The following is a 14,786-nucleotide window of genomic DNA, read 5'->3' as shown; positions in this document are numbered from 1 at the left end:
TCCAACCGCTCCAGCTCTCATGATTTGATAGAGCACGCGCCGATCAGGTGACCGGCGGCTCCTCCTTCGGGCGCGGCCTGTCGACTTCGCGGCGATGTGAGGCGGCGCCGCGTCGCCTGTCGGAGCGACCCGTGGCGCCGGATTTGCGCAATGGCACCAATGTGGCGAGGACCGGGCTGGGATAGTGTTCCAGCGTCGAGCCCGTGGCCGCATCGACGCCCATTCCGACGAGCCCGCCGATCAGAACGTTTCCGGCAAAACCGGCTGCGCCGGCTCCCGCGATGCGGGTTGCAACCGGGATCTGCATATCTTCATAACCGGGCTTGCTGAAGCTGACGGTGAACTCGGCTTTGCGGCTGACCTCCCAGGTGCAGGGTGTCGCCGGGCAGGCATGTCCGAGCGATGTCCTGGCCTCGGCTTCGGGTGGTGTGCTGTTGACGGTGATTTGGTCGGTCGTGCCGCGCGTTACGGTGGCGCAACCACCCAGGGCGCCCGCGATCGCGGCCACCACGAAAATTCGGAAATCCAATGTCTTAGCCCCCAAGCCAGTAATGTGGGCTGGCCTAACGTCATTGCCGTCCGGCGGCAACCTCAACGTGTAAGGAAGCTGTGTTTTATCGCGCATAAGGCCATGTTGCGGCGTCGGCTTGATATTCCGAAGCCGCGTTATAGATCGGTGCCGAGGACGACCTCGGCGAAAGCCTCTCCCATCATCAGGCGTGGACGACCTCGCCCCTTCTGCAAAGGAGCGCCGTTGTGGCTTGGCTCTATCTTTTCGTCGCGGGCCTGTTCGAAGTCGGCTGGGCGATTGGTCTCAAATACACGCAAGGCTTCACGCGGCTGGTTCCCAGCGTGCTGACGCTCGCCAGCATGGTGGTGAGCCTGGGCCTGCTCGGGCTTGCGCTGAAAAGCCTGCCGCTCGGCACGGCCTATGCGATCTGGACCGGCGTCGGCACGATCGGCACTGCCGTGCTCGGCATCGTCCTTCTGGGCGAGCCGGCGGGCGCGTTGCGCCTCGCCTGCATCGGCTTGATCGTCGCGGGCATTGTCGGCCTGAAGCTCGTCTCCTGAGCGGGCGCGGCCCGGGCCGGCGAGCGCACAGGCGTTGATGGCAGCATCAGCGCCTGTGGAACGATCAACGCCTGTGGAAGGCCTGGGGCCAATAGCCGCCGCGTTCAAGCGCGACGATCAGCACGATGATGAGGAGCGTCACGGCCAAGGTCACGAGCTTGGCGTTCCAGGGCGTGCCGCGGCCGATCAGCCAGATCAAGGTCATGCCGATCAGGAGAGGGATGATCATGTCCATGGCGGGATCATAGCCCGGCAGGCGCGCCCATGCACCATGCGACAGATATCATTTCGCTTGGAACAGTCGCCGTTCGGGCACGTTCCAAGACTGGGGAAGCGCATCGCCGCCCGGCGATGCCGGCCTGTCACAGCAACATCCCGCGACAGGAGAGTTCAATGGGCTTGTTTTCCAAGGATATCAAAACGATGGACGATCTTTTCGTCCACCAGCTTCAAGACATCTACTATGCCGAGAAGACGATCTACAAATCCCTGCCGAAGATGATCGCGAAGGCGACTGATCCGGCACTCAAGCTGAGCCTGGAGACCCATCGCAGGGAAACCGAGGGGCATGTCGCGCGGCTGGAGCAGGTCTTCAAGCAGCACGTCGCGGAGGCCAAGGCCGTCAACTGTCCCGCCATCGACGGCATCATCGAGGAAGCCGACGATCTCACCGGCGATGTCGAGAACGGGCCGGTACTCGACGCCGCGATCATCGCGGCCGCCCAGGCCGTGGAACACTACGAGATCACCCGCTACGGCACGCTGACGGCATGGGCGAAGCAGCTCGGTCGCCTGGATTGCGCGGCTTTGCTGCAGCAGAACCTCGATGAGGAATTCGCCGCCGACGGCAAGCTCTCCATGCTTGCCGAGGGTGGTGTGAATCGCAAGGCCGCGGCCTGATCACGGTGCCGGCTCATCGGCCATCCGGACGCCCGCGACGGGAGGCCGTCGCGGGCGTTATTCGTTCGATTCAGCGTCCGCCTCAACCTCGCCCAGCTTCAGCCCTGCCGAGGCGAGATCGCCTTGTCGCCCTCGATCAGCGGTTTCATCCGGCTAAGCTCGCCGGCGATGAAGTCCATGAACAGCCTGACCCTGGGCGAATGCCTGAGGTCGGGATGGGTCAGGAGCCAGAGATCGGCGGCAAAGCCTGGGTCGGGCGCCGCCAGCCGTGTCAGCCCTGGTCTCGTATCGGCGATGAAGCAGGGCACGAAGCCGATGCCGATGCCCGCCTCGACCGCCTCCGCCAGGCCCAGAACGGTGTTGACCTTGTAGACGATGCGCTCCGGCGCGACATGCTGGTTCAGATAGCGCACCGCCTTCAACGCCGTGAACTGGTCGCCGAGCGAGACCCAGTTGCGGGCCCACAGGCTCTCGATTGCGATATCGGCAGCCTCCGGGAAATCGGCGATGCGGCCATAAAGCGCCCACGCGATGCGGGCGGCGCGGCGGCCGACGAGGGTCTCGGGCGGGTTGTCGGTCGCACGGATCGCCACATCCGCGTCGCGCTTGGACAGGTTCAGCGCCTGGTTGCCAAGCAGGATGTCGAGCCGGATATCGGGGCACTGCGCGAGAAAGGCAGCGAAGACCGGCGTCAGCAGATCGACCAGCAGCGTGTCGTTGGTGGTGACGCGCAATTCGCCGGCGGGCTTGATCTCCTGCCCGGCGAGCCGGCGGGCAAAGGCGGTGATATCCTCGTCGACACGCTCGGCGAGCGTCGCCATCTCGTCCCCGGCGGGCGTCGCGACATAACCGCTGCGATGGCGCTCGAACAGCTTGAGACCGAGTGCTTCCTCGATCTGGCCAAGCCGGCGGAACACCGTTGAGTGGTTCAATCCGAGCACTGTGGCGGCGGCCGGTAGCGCGCGCGTATCCGCGATCGCCTTGATCAATCGAAAGTCGTCCCAGGCCAGAGTCTTCGCGGGCGTGTTCTTCGAGATCGTGTTCTTGGCGGTCGTGTTCATGCGCGCACTCTCCGCTATGGCTTCGCCGCCATCAAGGCGACGGGGCCAAGATGACGGTGAAGGAGCATGGGGTGGAAGCCTTGAACGTGGCTCAGGCCGTGGCGGTCGCGCCGTTCCAGCTCAGTCGAGCGGGCTTCAGGGCCAGCGCGCCATCGCCGATCAGGCCATGGGCCAGCGCGGCCAGCGCCAGGAAAGCGGGATATTCCCAGCCGCCATTGGGGGCGTTGAAGACCCAGCCATTGGGGGCATGCACCATCAGGGCGCCGAGCAGGACCGGCAGCAGCAGGATCGAGACATAGCGGCCATAGAAGCCGGTCAGGATGGCGAGGCCGCCGAGAAGCTCGGCCAGCATGATCGGCCAGGCGAGGAAGCCGGGCAGGCCGACTTGGCCGAGGAAGCCGGCGAAGCCTGCAGGGGTGAAGATCACGAGCTTGAGATAGGCGTGGGCAATGAACATCAGGCCGAGCGCGACGCGCAGGCCGAGAGCGCCATAGGGAGCGAAGCGGTTGTCGATCATGGGGGCAATCTCCGATGGGGCCGGGCTGGCCTCTGCCCAAAAGATCGATCTGACCGATGCGCAATGCAAATTGTGAGATACCAAGATCGACATTGCGACAGCGCAATGTATCCCCTCTGGCGCTTTGAGCGAGCCCGACCAATCTTTGCAGCCAACGGAGCAACCGCTCCTCGGCCCGGTTTGGGAGGAATTGTCATCATGCAGATCAACGGCATCCACCACGTCACCGCGATTTCCGGCCCGGCGCGCCGCAATCTCGACTTTTATGGTCGGGTGCTCGGCCTGCGTCTGGTCAAGAAGACTGTCAATTTCGACGATCCCGGCACCTATCATCTCTATTACGGCAATGTCGCCGGGGCGCCCGGCACGATCCTGACCTTCTTCCCCTGGGAGCATGCCGCACCCGGCCGGCTCGGCGTCGGCGAGACGCAGGAGACCGTGTTCCGGGTTCCCGAAGGCGCGATCGGCTATTGGGCGCATCGCTTCATCGAGCACGGTGTGCCCCATGATGTGCCGGTGAAGCGCTTCGGCGAGAGCGTGCTGGCCTTCCGCGATCCCGACGGGATGCGGCTGGCGCTGGTCGGTCTGCCGGGTATCGAGCGTGAGGCGGCCTGGGGCGGCGGCGATGTTCCAGCCGAACATGCGATCCGCGGTTTCCATAGCGTCAGCCTGCTGCTCGAAGGCGCCGAGCCCACCGCCGCGATCCTGAGCGACGTGCTCGGGTTCAAGGAGATCGGGCGCGAGGACACGCTGATCCGCTACCGGGCCGAGGGTGCGGCCATTGGTACTGCAGGACTTGGCACCATCGTCGATCTGCGGGTCGCCGGCGGTTTCTTGCCGGCCCGGCAGGGCGCAGGCTCGGTCCACCATGTCGCCTTCCGCGCCGCAGACGATGCCGCGCAGGAGGAAATGGTGCGCCGCCTCGCGGAAAACCATGGCATCCGCGCCACCGAGCAGAGGGACCGGAACTATTTCCGCTCCGTCTATTTCCGCGAGCCCGGTCGCGTTCTCTTCGAGATCGCGACCGATGCTCCGGGCTTTGCCGTCGACGAGCCGGAGGCGACGCTCGGCCAGGCGCTGAAGCTCCCTGCCGGGCTCGAGGCGCAGCGGGCGCGCATCGAGGCGCTGCTGCCGGAACTCGGCTGAGATCATGCCGCCCTGCCTGGCTTTCGAGCCGGGCAGGCAACTCGGCTGAGATCATGCCGTCCTGCCTGGCTTTCGAGCCGGGCAGGGCGGGCCATGCCGCTCGAGCCACGTCGCCTATGAACAGGAGAACCATGATGGACGCTATCGCGACCACGGATTTCATTCACGTCTTCGAACCGGGCGCTGACGCATCGCGCCCGCCGCTGCTGCTGCTTCATGGCACAGGCGGCAATGAACGCGACCTGCTACCGCTCGGGCGCATGGTCGCGCCCGGCGTGAGCCTGCTCTCGCCGCGCGGCAAGGTTCTGGAAGCGGCGATGCCGCGCTTCTTCCGGCGCCTGGCGGAGGGCGTCTTCGACGAGGCCGACCTCGTCGCGCGCACGCATGAGCTGGCGGATTTCGTCGCGGAATCCCGCAAGCGCTACGATCTGCCGGCGCCGATCGCGCTCGGCTTCTCCAATGGCGCCAATATCGCGGCCAGCCTGTTGCTGCTGCGCCCGGAGGTTCTGGCCGGAGCTGCGCTGGTGCGCGCGATGTCGCCCTTCAAGCTGCCGCCCAAGGCCGATCTCGCCGGCAAACGGGTTCTGATCCTGTCGGGTGCGCTCGATCCGATCATTCCAGCGCAGGATGCGGAGCGCCTGGCGCAAACCTTGTCCGCAGGCGGAGCGCTGGTCGACCAACGCATCCTGCCGACGGGCCATGGCCTGTCGCAAGGCGATGTCGGCCTGCTGCGCGGCTGGCTGGATCAGGCCTGAGACTCAAGCCTGATCCAAAGTTTCCGCTTACGCCTCGGCGGTGGCTTTGCGCTTGGTGGGCTTGGCCTTCACGACGGGAGGAGCCGGCGGCTCGGCCGCCTGCTTCGCCAGCCTGAGGGCGCGCAGCGCCTCGATCTTCTTGCGGGAGGCGGCTTCCTCGGCCGCGATCCGCCCGCTTGATTTCTGCTTTTCGCGCGGCGCTTCCTGAACGCTGTGCACGTCGTGCCAGGCGCGTGGTCCGCGATCTTCCCGTGGTCCGCGATCTTCCCCTGCCATTGCTTCTTCCCCTATGTCACGCCACGTCCGTCACAATGCAGCCTACGCGTGAAATGGGGCGGATACGAGCCGGGATTATCCGCCTGCCCGGCCAAGGCGCCGGGCGACAAGCCGCCGGGCGATCAATCGAGCAATGGCAGGATGATGATCGTGGCGAAGACGATCACGACAAGCGCCCGCAGCAGGATGGCGCGCTGACTCGAGACCTGATTTTCCACCGAACGCGAGAAAGCATGCATGAGTACATCACCAGCGACGCGACAGAGCTGACGCTGGGGTAGAGCTGGGGCGATTGCAAGGAAGATTAGCCGGGCTTGTGGATAACTTGCCGGCCGGGGCTGCCGGGCAAGCAGATTTGCCACTGGAGGCCGCTGAAAGGGGGCCAAAGCTGGTGGGTGCGCCTCGGGTCGCGGGAGGCGGATTATGCATGATAGCGCCGGATATCTCGGGTTGAAGGCTCGGGGTTTGTCTATCCCGCGAGCATTTGCTCAAGAGGTACCGTGAAATATGCATTTAGTTTAACCAATCACGCCGAGACGGCTGGCGCTGGCTGATCAAGTTCGGTATGAGTGATTACCTCACCTGTTCAAGCAGGTTCTAGGTGAAGCGTTCCATAATCAAGCAACCTCGGTGTCCGTTCAATGCAGTTGCGTGCTCGGTCTCAGTTGATTGGCATGGTTGTGGCCTTGTCTGCACTCACGACGTCGCAGGCGCAGGCCGGCTTGCTGGAAATGCTGTTCGGCGGCCCGGCTCCGCAGCGGCAAGAGATTGCGCCGCTGGAAATGACGATCCGGCCGACGAAGAAGGCGAAACCGAAGGTCCCGCGCGTCTCGATGGACGACGACGGCGACTCCAAGCGGTTTCTGCAGGTCTCGATCGACCCCGTCAGCAATCCCGACTGGTATCTCACCGACCCGACCTTGCGCCGTGGTGACATCGTCGTTCTATCGAACAAGGTGCTGGTCTATGCCGGCGGCAGGAGCACGCGGCGATTGGCGGATTTCGACGATCTGCAGGGAACGCGATTGGTCTCGAGCCGGGATCGCGAACGCATCAAGCTCCTGACCGAGTTCTCCGGCAGGGCGATGCCGAAATTCAAGATCGTGCCCGAATTCGCCAGCTCGCCAGCCTCCTTGAGCGCTCAGGCCGAGCGCAAGGTCAACGTCATTATGCCGTAGGGCGACCGGCTGCGTTTGATCGTTTTCCGGTACCTTCTGAACCACCGCATCATTCCCGGGCTACGCCCTCGGGTCGGACCTTTGGTCGGCCCAAGGATAAACTCCGCGTAGCGCCCGGCCCCATGAACACTGCGTCATCCGTCATGGTCGGGCTTGTCCCGGCCATCCACGTCTTCGCCCGTCGAGGCCTGTGTTCAAGACATGGATGCTCGTCACGAAGGCGAGCATGACGAACTGAAGCAGTGTCGTGTTCATGGGGGCAGGCTCAACTCTGCGGCGCGCCCCGCATTGACGTCGCGTTTCAGAGCCAGGATGAGCGAACCGGGGTAGCAGAAGCGCCTAGCGCAATCCTGCCGGTCTCTGTCGCTAGGCTCGGAGATTGACCGCCGAGGAGGCGCGCAGACCTGCGCGCGCAAGGCGGTGCGCGGCCGAGCCATCATCGACAGTAGAGTAAAATGGTCGGAGCGAGAGGATTCGAACCTCCGACCCCTTGTCCCCCAGACAAGTGCGCTAACCGGGCTGCGCTACGCTCCGACGGCTCGGCTTATAGTAGCGGGTTCTCGCGGATGCAATGCGCTTCGACACATTGTCGGTGACTCCGTGAAAGGAGCATTCGAACGCCCCGAAGCGGCACATGGCGGGCTGGGTGCCGTTAACCCTCGATTAAGGCTTTGGTTGCGGGCCGGGGCCTGTTTCCGCATCGTATTTGTGGGACGGGGGTCCTTCAGGCGGAGATGACGATGTCACTGGCGACAGCCACAGTGGAGCGGAGCAAGCTCTCCGTGCCGGCCCCTGCGAAGCCGCTGGGCTCGATCGAGACCTTCTTCCGCGATCTCGGCCCGGACTGGCATTCGCAATGGGCCTGGGACCATTACGAATCGACGATTCTCGATCTTTCCCGTCAGTTCGGCCTGCGCCGCGTCTGCGAGATCGGCGGCGGGCGCGATCCGCTGTTCTCGACCGCCCAGGCGGCGCGCCACGGCATCGACCTCATCGTCAACGACATCGATGCGGGTGAGTTGGCGCTGACGCCGGCCGGTCTCAGGACGGCGCGCTTCGACATCGCTGGCGATCTCTCCGAGCCGGATGTCATGCGCGGCGGCTATGACCTCATGGTCTCGCGCATGGTCTTCGAGCATGTCCATGACGTCGAGCGCGCCTGGACCAACATCCATGACCTGCTGGCGCCGGGCGGCGTCGCGCTCGCCTTCTTCCCGACGCTGTGGGCGCCGGTCTTCGCGATCAACCACATCCTGCCCGAGAAGCTCTCACGCGCGATCGTGCATGCGCTCTATCCGGCGCGGCGCGATGGCGGCGGCGATCCGAAATTCCCGGCCTTCTACGACTGGTGCCGCGGCAGCAAGCGTCAGCTTGGGCCGATGCTGAACCGCGCCGGCTTCAACGATGTCCATATCCAACGCTTCTGGGGGCACGGCTATTTCGACCGCATGCCCGGGCTGAAGCAGGCCGACCATATCTTCAACGCGCTGGCGGCGAAGACCGGTTGGGATTTCGTGACGACCTACGCCTATGTCGTGGTGCGCAAGGACCGGGGCTGAGCGGCTGGCCGCACTGAGGCGACAATGCGCGCATGATCCGCGTCAGGGTAGCGCCGGTGCCTGGCTCGGGACATGCCGGGGCGGAGCGGATGGCACCCTTCTGCGGGCTTGTAGCCGACGCAGCAGGGGCCGTTCGATCCAGCGATAGACCAGGACAGATCCAAAGGTTGCAACCAGAGCCGCGACAGCGACATAGGCCGCCAGCGGCAGCGCGTCGCCAACCAGGCTGATCCAGAGATTGCGGAAGGGCCGCAGGATGAAGGGGTGCGCGAGGTAGAGGCTGTAGGAGGCGTCCCCGAGCGCCACGAGTCCCATCGTTATGCGTGACGATGTCGATTCCAAGTGGAGGAGAGCCGCGGCGGCGACGATGAGGAGGGCGGGAACACCCCATCTCAGCGCGTCCGGAAGCAAGACTTGGCCATCGAAACCCGGGATCCTGAGCATCCCGGCAAAGCCGAGCGCCCCCAGCGCGATCGCCACTGGCGCCGTCAGGCGCGCGCCCTTGAGATAGGCGACTGCGAGCAGGCAGCCAAAGAGGAACTCCAGGATGATCGACTGGGTCCAGAAGGCGAGCTGCACCTGCTCTGGCCGGAAGACCATTCCGACGATGGCGAGCGCGACAAGGACGAGCGCCAGCGCCGTGATCCCCTTTCGGAAAGGCAAAGCGAGCGCCGCAGCGAAGAGAACGTAGAAGAACATCTCCAGGTTCAGCGTCCAGCCGAGCGCCATGACGGGGCGGATTTCGCCCGGGATGCGCAAGCTGGGGATGAACAGATAGGACGCCAGAACGTGCTGCCAGTCGCCGATCGGCACGTTGAGCAGGCGCGGGGCGAGGAGGGCGCCGATCAGCAAGGCCGTCGTCAGCAGCCAGTAGAGCGGCACGATCCTGGTGAGACGGCGGGCCAGAAAGATTCGCCAGGCTCCGGGCCGGCCGAAGAGGTCGACCGAGGTGTAGACCATGATGAAGCCCGATATCACGAAGAAGATGTCGACGCCGAAACCCCAGTTCACGAACGAAAGATCGATGGCGGGCCGGCCGATTACGGCGGAAATGGCTTCCGTTTCATGCACGGAATGGCCGACGACGACGAGAAAGGCCGCTATGGCCCGCAGCACCTGGATATTGAGGTTGTGCTTTGAAATGGCCATGCGCTCGCCCACGGATTCAGGCCGTGACAGATGTTGCCCTGGCCTGGGCGGCTAACCCCCAGACAAGGCCCAGCATCAGGTAGAAATGCCGCCAGTGATCGGTGTCGATCTGCACGCCTTGCAGGATGGTGGTGAACAGCACCGACCACAGAACGATCGCGTGGTTTTGCGTCGGCGTACGCTGGAAGACGAGCCGCCATCCCACATAGAAAGTCGCCGCCATCAGCGAGAGCCAGGCGATGCCGCCGAGCCAGCCATAGGAGGCGAAGGCGTTGATATAGACGTTGTGCGGATCCTGTTGGTAGAAAATCCAGCGGAAACGCAGCGGGCCAAGGCCATTGGGGTCGTCGAGCAGCATCGGAATCGAGCGCAGCTGGCTGCCGAACCGACCTGTGACACCCTGATCGTAGCTCTGATCGAGGCTGGCCCGGACCTCGAACACGGCGCGGATGTCCTCGAATGACAGCGCGATCATCAGCGCGACGAAGGCGAAGATCAGCGTAGCCAGCGTCAGGAGGACGATCCGCGCCCGGCGTGACGCGCTTGGCGCGGTCAGGAAGGTCAGCACCACCATCAACAGGACGGAGCCTGCGAGATTGCCCCATCCGCCGCGGGAGAAGGTCAGGAACAGGGCTGCAAGCGGCACGCTGATCGCGAAAAGGCCACGCAACAACCCGCACCGGCCGATGAGGATATGCTGGATCGCAAAGGCGATCGGCAGGACCAGGAACGGGCCCAGCACGTTGGGGTCCTTGAACGTTCCCGACGCGCGTTCATAGAGGGTGAAGATGCTGCCGAGGCCCGCGACGTTGAAATACCCCAGGATGCCGGCGATGCCGGCGCACCAGGCCGCGACGAGATAGCCCTTCCGGAGCGTCTCCAATCGCCCCAGCGCGTCCTCGGCCATGATGGCCGCAAGGACGACGGCCGTGATCATCAGGTAGAGCGAGACCGCGATGAAGCGAACCGAGTCGGGGTCGCTCATCCACGGGATCAGGGAAAAGAAGCCCCCGATATTGAACGCCAGCAAGAGCATCGCCAGCGGCAGCAGCTTCTGCGAGAAGCGGATGCCGGTCATGGCGAAGACGAACAGCACGATCAGGAACGATATCTCATAGGGCGACGGCTCGATCAGGGCGACCCAGCTCGACGCCGTCAGAAGCCAGAGTGAGCCGCGCTTGATGGCGGCGTGAGATACCGTCAGGCGGCTGTGTCCGCCGCCTTTGTCTCCATCCCTTTCCGCGAGCGCGCTCAATAGGCGTTCTCGTTCTTGGTCAGCAGCGAGAGCGGCGTCTTCACCAGGATGTAGAGGTCGAGCAGCACCGACCAGTTCTCGATGTAATAGAGGTCGTGCTCGACGCGGCGCTGGATCTTGTCCTCGGTGTCGGTCTCGCCGCGCCAGCCATTGACCTGGGCCCAGCCGGTGATGCCGGGCTTGACCTTGTGGCGGGCGAAGTAGCCGTCGACGACCTGCTCATAGGCGCGGTTCGAGGCGGTGGCGTGGATCGCATGCGGGCGCGGCCCCACCAGCGAGAGATCGCCCTTCAGGACGACGTTGAGGAGCTGCGGCAACTCGTCGATCGAGGTCTTGCGGATGAAACGGCCGACGCGGGTGACGCGCGGATCGTCCTTGGTGACCTGCTTGGCGGCGGCGAAATCGCTCATCTCATGGTAGAGCGAGCGGAATTTCAGGACTTCGATCAATTCGTTGTTGAAGCCGTAGCGCTTCTGCTTGAACAGGATCGGCCCCTTCGAATCGAGCTTGATCGCAATTGCTGTCGCGAGCATCAGCGGCGAGAGCGCGATCAAGGCGAGCGTGCCGACGATCTTGTCGAAGACGAATTTGACGACGATGTCCCAATCGGCGATCGGCCGGTCGAACACGTCGAGCACGGGCACGGCGCCGATATAGGAATAGGAGCGCGGCCGGAACCGGAGCTTCGACATATGCGCGGAGAGGCGGATGTCGATCGGCAGAACCCAGAGCTTGCGCAGCATGGTGAGCAGCCGCGCCTCGGCCGAGATCGGCAGGGTGAAGATCACCAGGTCGAGCTTGGTGCGGCGCGCGAACTCGACGAGATCGTCGATCGTGCCGAGCTTGGGGTAGCCGGCGACGAGATCGGGCGAACGGTCGTCATTGCGGTCGTCGAACACGCCGCAGACGCGCAAGCCGGTGTCGCGCTGCGCTTCCAGTGCGCGGATCAAGGCCTCGCCCGCCTCGCCGCCGCCGACGATCGCCGTGCGCCGCTCCAGCCGGCCCGAACGCGTGAGCTGGCGCACACTCAGCGTTACGACGAGCCGCTCGCCGAGCAGCGCGGCAAGGCCGCCGGCATAGAACCCGAGCAGCCAGATGCGCGAGACCTGGTCGCCGATCTTAAGGAAGAAGAAGGCCGCCAGCGCGATCATGAACAGGGTCGTCCAGCCGGTCACCAGCCTGACCGCCATGGCGATGAAATTTCTGAGCGCGCCGACATGGTAGAGCTGCAGCGCCTGAAAGGAGGCGAGCGCCCCGATCGCCAGCGCCGGAATCGTGACCTGGTAGGGCAGGGCGTTGTCGATATTGCCCGCCACATAGAGCCAGTAGACCAGCCCGCCCACGCCGACGACTGCCAGCACGTCGAAGAGCCGGACGAAGCCCTCGATCATCACGGGTGAGAGCGTCGGCTTGACCGGCATCGCGGCGATGCGCTCGGCCAGCGGGTGGAAGGCGCGGGTCGCGCCGCCCTTGGAAGGACCGAACATCTCGGATGTCGCGGCCGCGGCCGCGTCGACCTTGATCAGATCGCGAACATCGAAAGCGCCCATGACATGCCATCCCGGTCCGGCCGGCAAGCCGAGGCTTCCGGTCTTCTTGTCCTGCGTCTAGCGGAAAATGTTCACGGAAGGCTTAATCGGACCCGTCGTTCTTGCGGAGGATTCGCAAGGAAATTGGCTGGAAACGCCGCGTCGGCGAGCGCCGTTCCGGCGGTTTTGAGCCTTGCAAAAACGCGAAATCGAAAAGGGCGATTTTCGCTTGGCCGATCAAGGTATTAATCCAGGGTTTTGGCCGTCGTTTTCTATGGTTTTTGTCTTGGAAAAGTTGTTTTAAGTTGACAAAAAGCAACGTTGCGGGCATATCTGACTGCGATGAGTGTCTGAGAAGCACATTTCTGAGCGGACCATGAGAACGGCTTTGGGCCGTTGTCGCGATGCCGCCGTGCTGCTTTCGCGGTGTTTCCGCCGAAGCCTTTCAATCCGGATGCCGTCTTTCAAAACTCGAACTTTTGCCTAGCTGCCTAGCGTCGCCCCCGCGACGTCCAGCGCCGGCTTCGCCCGTGTGCAACATGTCTTTTCATTGGTTGGTTCTGCTCGCGGCCATCGCCGTCGAGATCGTCGCGACGGCGGCGTTGAAGTCGGTCGTCTCGGCGCCGTTCATGGTCACCCTCCTGCCGCTCATCCTGATCGGCCTGTCCTTCACCCTGCTCAGCGTGGCGCTGCGCGTCATTCCGCTGGCCGTCGCCTATGCGGTCTGGGAGGGGCTCGGCATCGTCGGCATCGCCGCCGCCGGGCACCTGCTCTTCGGCGAGCATCTCACGCCGACGCGGATCGTGGCGCTTTGCGCCATCATCGCCGGTATCGTGCTGCTCGAGCGTGGCGTCGGCGGCGAGGCGGAGGAGCATGAGGGGAGGCTGGCATGACCACCCCCCTTCTGCCGCAAGGCCTCGCCATCGCCTGGTTGATGCTGGCAGTCCTGCTCGAAGTCTCCGGCACATATCTGCTCAAGCTCTCCGACGGCATGAAGCGTTGGCTCACCGGCGGTGTCGGCATCCTGCTCGTGGTCGGCGCCTTCGCTGCCCTGGCTCAGGCGATCAAGGGCATGGATCTCTCCGTCGCCTATGCCGTCTGGGGTGGCGCCGGGCTGGTGATCACCGCGATCGTCGGCATGCTCGCCTTCGGCCAGCGCATCCGCCCCTCCGGCTGGGCCGGGATCGCGCTCGTCATCGCCGGCGTCGTGGCGCTCAAGCTGCTGTGACGCGGGCGGTCACCGCGTTGCGATAGGCGGCGATGACGCCGTCGATCATGGCGTCCAAGGAGAAATTTTCGCGCACATGCCCGGCGAGGTCGGCGGCTTGCGCCTGTCGCTCGGCGTCGGGGGTGGCGAGCGTCGCCCTGACCGCCTCGGCGAGGATGACTGGATCGTTGGCGGCGATCAGCCGATGCCTGTGGCGCGGGCCGTAGATTTCGTTGATGCCGCCGACATCGGTCGAGATCAAGGGCTGGGCCGCCGCCGCCGCCTCCAGGATGACATAGGGCAGCGATTCCGCCCGCGACGGGATCACCATCACGCGGGCCTTCGAAAGCGCCCTGCGGATCGGCGCCGGCGGCTCGAAGACGCATTGCTCTGCGATGCCGCGATCGATCGTCATCTTGCGCAGTTCGGCCTCGTCTGGCCCGGAGCCGACGATCAGGATGCGCGGCGTCAGCGCGTGCTGGCTCTTCAGCAAAGCGAGTGCGTCGATCAGCGTGTCGACGCCCTTGGCCGAGCGCAGTTCACCGAGATAGAGGAGGTCGAACGCCGCCTCGGCATGGTCGATCGGCTCGAACTCTGCCTCGGAGATGCCGTTCAGCACGATGCGGTGGTCGGTTCGCGGCATGTGCCCGACATAGGCCTCGAAGCGCCCGGCGATGAAGCGGCTCTCGAACAGGAACATGTCGGTTGCGCCTTCGAGCAATCGCTCGACGGCCATGTAGATCTTATGCTCGGCCCCGCCGGGCTTGTAGTTGAAGCTGCCGCCATGAGGCGTATAGGCCGTGGCATAGCTCCGGCCCAGGCTGAACAGCGCGGGAATGCGCCCATACACCCCGCCCTTCGAGCCATGGCAATGGACGATATCGGGCTTCAGCGCCTTGCGGACCGAGATCTCGCTCATCTGCGCCTTCGCGTCGGTCAGGCTCGGATAGCGCGACATCGGCACGCGGGTCACGCCGAGCGAAAGCTGGGGTGAGAGCTCGCGGAAGACATCGTCGGCGCGGGCGCCGCCCGTGGTGGCGTCGCAGAAGATACCGACATGGTGGCCGCGTTCGACCTGGCCGCGGGCGAGATCGAGCACGTGCCGGAACAGGCCGCCGAGCGGCGCGCGAAAGACATGGAGAATGCGCAACGGCTGCGCCTGCGTGCTGTCCGTCATCGGAAG

The 14,786-nt window shown here is 64.6% G+C and carries 17 protein-coding genes and 1 tRNA gene; 8 read left to right on the top strand and 10 right to left on the bottom strand.

The window, feature by feature from the left end:
* Positions 1-43 precede the first annotated feature (43 nt).
* A complete protein-coding gene (locus J2Y55_RS09410) occupies positions 44-529 on the bottom strand; it encodes a translation initiation factor 2 (RefSeq protein ID WP_310151217.1) in 486 nt (161 codons plus the stop codon).
* A 227-nt stretch (positions 530-756) separates the two neighbouring features.
* Between J2Y55_RS09410 and sugE the strand changes: the two genes are divergently transcribed.
* Positions 757-1,071: a quaternary ammonium compound efflux SMR transporter SugE gene (gene sugE, locus J2Y55_RS09405; RefSeq protein WP_310151213.1), complete on the top strand. Its 315-nt coding sequence runs from the start codon at positions 757-759 to the stop codon at positions 1,069-1,071.
* Between the two features lie 64 nt (positions 1,072-1,135).
* Here sugE and J2Y55_RS09400 read toward each other — a convergent pair whose 3' ends face one another.
* Positions 1,136-1,306 (bottom strand): hypothetical protein, encoded by a 171-nt coding sequence (locus J2Y55_RS09400; protein ID WP_175525386.1) that lies wholly within the window; start codon positions 1,304-1,306, stop codon positions 1,136-1,138.
* A gap of 158 nt (positions 1,307-1,464) precedes the next feature.
* On the opposite strand from J2Y55_RS09400, the gene J2Y55_RS09395 reads away from it, so the two are divergent.
* Positions 1,465-1,971, top strand: coding sequence for a YciE/YciF ferroxidase family protein (locus J2Y55_RS09395; protein WP_310151205.1), 507 nt, complete (start codon positions 1,465-1,467; stop codon positions 1,969-1,971).
* A gap of 98 nt (positions 1,972-2,069) precedes the next feature.
* On the opposite strand, the gene J2Y55_RS09390 is transcribed toward J2Y55_RS09395, so the two are convergent.
* Together J2Y55_RS09390 and J2Y55_RS09385 are read right to left on the bottom strand one after the other, a co-directional pair.
* On the bottom strand, positions 2,070-3,032 hold the full coding sequence (locus J2Y55_RS09390) for a LysR family transcriptional regulator (RefSeq protein WP_310151202.1): 963 nt from the start codon (positions 3,030-3,032) through the stop codon (positions 2,070-2,072).
* 91 nt (positions 3,033-3,123) lie between these two features.
* Positions 3,124-3,549 carry a DoxX family protein gene (locus J2Y55_RS09385; RefSeq protein ID WP_310151200.1) on the bottom strand — a complete coding sequence of 142 codons (426 nt, stop codon included), beginning with the start codon at positions 3,547-3,549 and terminating at the stop codon, positions 3,124-3,126.
* A 198-nt stretch (positions 3,550-3,747) separates the two neighbouring features.
* On the opposite strand from J2Y55_RS09385, the gene J2Y55_RS09380 reads away from it, so the two are divergent.
* Both J2Y55_RS09380 and J2Y55_RS09375 read left to right on the top strand, forming a co-directional pair.
* Entirely contained in the window at positions 3,748-4,695 is a 948-nt protein-coding gene (locus tag J2Y55_RS09380) for a ring-cleaving dioxygenase (RefSeq protein ID WP_310151197.1), read from the top strand.
* Positions 4,696-4,829: 134 nt separating this feature from the next.
* Complete coding sequence (locus tag J2Y55_RS09375) at positions 4,830-5,450, top strand: alpha/beta hydrolase (RefSeq protein WP_310151194.1); 621 nt, start codon at positions 4,830-4,832, stop codon at positions 5,448-5,450.
* 27 nt (positions 5,451-5,477) lie between these two features.
* Here the strand turns inward: J2Y55_RS09375 and J2Y55_RS09370 are convergent, their stop codons facing one another.
* Entirely contained in the window at positions 5,478-5,726 is a 249-nt protein-coding gene (locus J2Y55_RS09370; protein ID WP_310151193.1) for a hypothetical protein, read from the bottom strand.
* A gap of 686 nt (positions 5,727-6,412) precedes the next feature.
* Here J2Y55_RS09370 and J2Y55_RS09365 point away from each other — a divergent pair.
* Positions 6,413-6,904: a hypothetical protein gene (locus J2Y55_RS09365; protein WP_310151192.1), complete on the top strand. Its 492-nt coding sequence runs from the start codon at positions 6,413-6,415 to the stop codon at positions 6,902-6,904.
* 456 nt (positions 6,905-7,360) lie between these two features.
* Here J2Y55_RS09365 and J2Y55_RS09360 read toward each other — a convergent pair.
* Positions 7,361-7,438 (bottom strand) — tRNA-Pro (locus tag J2Y55_RS09360).
* Between the two features lie 206 nt (positions 7,439-7,644).
* Here J2Y55_RS09360 and J2Y55_RS09355 point away from each other — a divergent pair.
* The gene (locus J2Y55_RS09355) at positions 7,645-8,463 is read left to right on the top strand and encodes a class I SAM-dependent methyltransferase (protein WP_310151189.1); all 819 of its coding nucleotides are present in this window, start codon (positions 7,645-7,647) and stop codon (positions 8,461-8,463) included.
* A 42-nt stretch (positions 8,464-8,505) separates the two neighbouring features.
* On the opposite strand, the gene J2Y55_RS09350 is transcribed toward J2Y55_RS09355, so the two are convergent.
* Genes J2Y55_RS09350 through J2Y55_RS09340 form a run of 3 tightly spaced genes read right to left on the bottom strand, consistent with a single transcriptional unit; the run spans position 8,506 to position 12,417 of the window.
* On the bottom strand, positions 8,506-9,612 hold the full coding sequence (locus J2Y55_RS09350; RefSeq protein WP_310151187.1) for an acyltransferase family protein: 1,107 nt from the start codon (positions 9,610-9,612) through the stop codon (positions 8,506-8,508).
* Positions 9,613-9,628: 16 nt separating this feature from the next.
* A complete protein-coding gene (locus tag J2Y55_RS09345; protein ID WP_310151184.1) occupies positions 9,629-10,867 on the bottom strand; it encodes an O-antigen ligase family protein in 1,239 nt (412 codons plus the stop codon).
* A complete protein-coding gene (locus J2Y55_RS09340) occupies positions 10,864-12,417 on the bottom strand; it encodes an undecaprenyl-phosphate glucose phosphotransferase (RefSeq protein ID WP_310151181.1) in 1,554 nt (517 codons plus the stop codon). Before J2Y55_RS09340 ends, J2Y55_RS09345 begins: the two co-directional genes overlap by 4 nt.
* Before the next feature lie 518 nt (positions 12,418-12,935).
* On the opposite strand from J2Y55_RS09340, the gene J2Y55_RS09335 reads away from it, so the two are divergent.
* Together J2Y55_RS09335 and mdtI are read left to right on the top strand one after the other, a co-directional pair.
* Positions 12,936-13,289, top strand: coding sequence for a DMT family transporter (locus J2Y55_RS09335; RefSeq protein ID WP_310151178.1), 354 nt, complete (start codon positions 12,936-12,938; stop codon positions 13,287-13,289).
* The gene (gene mdtI / locus J2Y55_RS09330) at positions 13,286-13,624 is read left to right on the top strand and encodes a multidrug/spermidine efflux SMR transporter subunit MdtI (RefSeq protein ID WP_310151175.1); all 339 of its coding nucleotides are present in this window, start codon (positions 13,286-13,288) and stop codon (positions 13,622-13,624) included. Before J2Y55_RS09335 ends, mdtI begins: the two co-directional genes overlap by 4 nt.
* Here the strand turns inward: mdtI and J2Y55_RS09325 are convergent.
* A complete protein-coding gene (locus tag J2Y55_RS09325; protein ID WP_310151172.1) occupies positions 13,611-14,780 on the bottom strand; it encodes a glycosyltransferase family 4 protein in 1,170 nt (389 codons plus the stop codon). The two genes, mdtI and J2Y55_RS09325, sit on opposite strands and share 14 nt — an antisense overlap.
* Positions 14,781-14,786: the final 6 nt, after the last annotated feature.

This window comes from Allobosea sp. BE125, assembly GCF_031456075.1.
GTDB lineage: Bacteria > Pseudomonadota > Alphaproteobacteria > Rhizobiales > Beijerinckiaceae > Allobosea.
The sequence above is the reverse complement of the archived record's forward strand: the minus strand, read 5'-3'. Positions and strand labels throughout refer to the sequence as shown.

What these genes read in the sequence shown, in the direction of transcription:
- J2Y55_RS09400 (WP_175525386.1), bottom strand. Translation starts at nt 1,306, where the DNA reads ATGGACATGATCATCCCTCTCCTGATCGGCATGACCTTGATCTGGCTG.
- J2Y55_RS09395 (WP_310151205.1), top strand. Translation starts at nt 1,465, where the DNA reads ATGGGCTTGTTTTCCAAGGATATCAAAACGATGGACGATCTTTTCGTC.
- J2Y55_RS09390 (WP_310151202.1), bottom strand. Translation starts at nt 3,032, where the DNA reads ATGAACACGACCGCCAAGAACACGATCTCGAAGAACACGCCCGCGAAG.
- J2Y55_RS09385 (WP_310151200.1), bottom strand. Translation starts at nt 3,549, where the DNA reads ATGATCGACAACCGCTTCGCTCCCTATGGCGCTCTCGGCCTGCGCGTC.
- J2Y55_RS09380 (WP_310151197.1), top strand. Translation starts at nt 3,748, where the DNA reads ATGCAGATCAACGGCATCCACCACGTCACCGCGATTTCCGGCCCGGCG.
- J2Y55_RS09375 (WP_310151194.1), top strand. Translation starts at nt 4,830, where the DNA reads ATGGACGCTATCGCGACCACGGATTTCATTCACGTCTTCGAACCGGGC.
- J2Y55_RS09370 (WP_310151193.1), bottom strand. Translation starts at nt 5,726, where the DNA reads ATGGCAGGGGAAGATCGCGGACCACGGGAAGATCGCGGACCACGCGCC.
- J2Y55_RS09355 (WP_310151189.1), top strand. Translation starts at nt 7,645, where the DNA reads ATGTCACTGGCGACAGCCACAGTGGAGCGGAGCAAGCTCTCCGTGCCG.
- J2Y55_RS09350 (WP_310151187.1), bottom strand. Translation starts at nt 9,612, where the DNA reads ATGGCCATTTCAAAGCACAACCTCAATATCCAGGTGCTGCGGGCCATA.
- J2Y55_RS09340 (WP_310151181.1), bottom strand. Translation starts at nt 12,417, where the DNA reads ATGGGCGCTTTCGATGTTCGCGATCTGATCAAGGTCGACGCGGCCGCG.
- J2Y55_RS09335 (WP_310151178.1), top strand. Translation starts at nt 12,936, where the DNA reads ATGTCTTTTCATTGGTTGGTTCTGCTCGCGGCCATCGCCGTCGAGATC.
- mdtI (WP_310151175.1), top strand. Translation starts at nt 13,286, where the DNA reads ATGACCACCCCCCTTCTGCCGCAAGGCCTCGCCATCGCCTGGTTGATG.
- J2Y55_RS09325 (WP_310151172.1), bottom strand. Translation starts at nt 14,780, where the DNA reads ATGACGGACAGCACGCAGGCGCAGCCGTTGCGCATTCTCCATGTCTTT.